A 642-nucleotide genomic window follows, 5' to 3' on the forward strand; every position below is an offset into this window, starting at 1 on the left:
CCGCCTCGGCCTTCTCGCCCTCCAGATCCTCGTCGGCCTCGCCGGTCTGGCGATCTGGCACGTCCTCACCGTCTATCCGATCCTCGGCAGCCCGAAGCAGATCCAGTTCTTCTTCTCGACCCCGGTCGAGGTGCTGAAGCGGACCTGGACCGAGATGACCAACCCGGAAATCTGGGGCCATCTCTGGATCACGCTCCAGGAGACGGTGCTGGCCTTCGTGTTCGGCGCGCTCGGCGGCATCGCCTTCGGGTTCCTGTTCGCCCGCAACGCGCTGCTCGCCGCGGTGTTCGACCCCTACATCAAGGCCGCGAATGCCCTGCCCCGGGTGGTGCTGGCGCCGATCTTCGCGCTGTGGTTCGGCCTCGGCATCTGGTCGAAGGTGGCGCTCGGCTTCACCCTGGTGTTCTTCATCGTGTTCTTCAACGTCTACCAGGGCGTGCGCGAGGTGAGCCCGGTGGTGCTCAACAATGCCCGGATGCTCGGCATGAGCGAGCGCGGCCTGCTCCGCCACGTCTACTGGCCCTCGGCGCTGACCTGGATGTTCTCCTCGCTCCACACCGCCGTCGGCTTCGCGCTGGTGGGCGCGGTGGTGGGCGAGTATCTCGGCTCCTCGGCCGGGCTCGGCTACAAGATCCACGAGGC

1 protein-coding gene is annotated in these 642 nt (G+C 67.0%); it reads left to right on the forward strand.

Going from position 1 to position 642, the window contains the following annotated elements:
* Positions 1 to 642, forward strand: a 642-nt coding sequence (locus VP06_RS32955) for an ABC transporter permease (RefSeq protein ID WP_063928492.1), incomplete at both ends; no start/stop codon positions are given.

It is taken from the genome of Methylobacterium aquaticum, assembly GCF_001043915.1.
Taxonomy (GTDB): domain Bacteria; phylum Pseudomonadota; class Alphaproteobacteria; order Rhizobiales; family Beijerinckiaceae; genus Methylobacterium; species Methylobacterium aquaticum.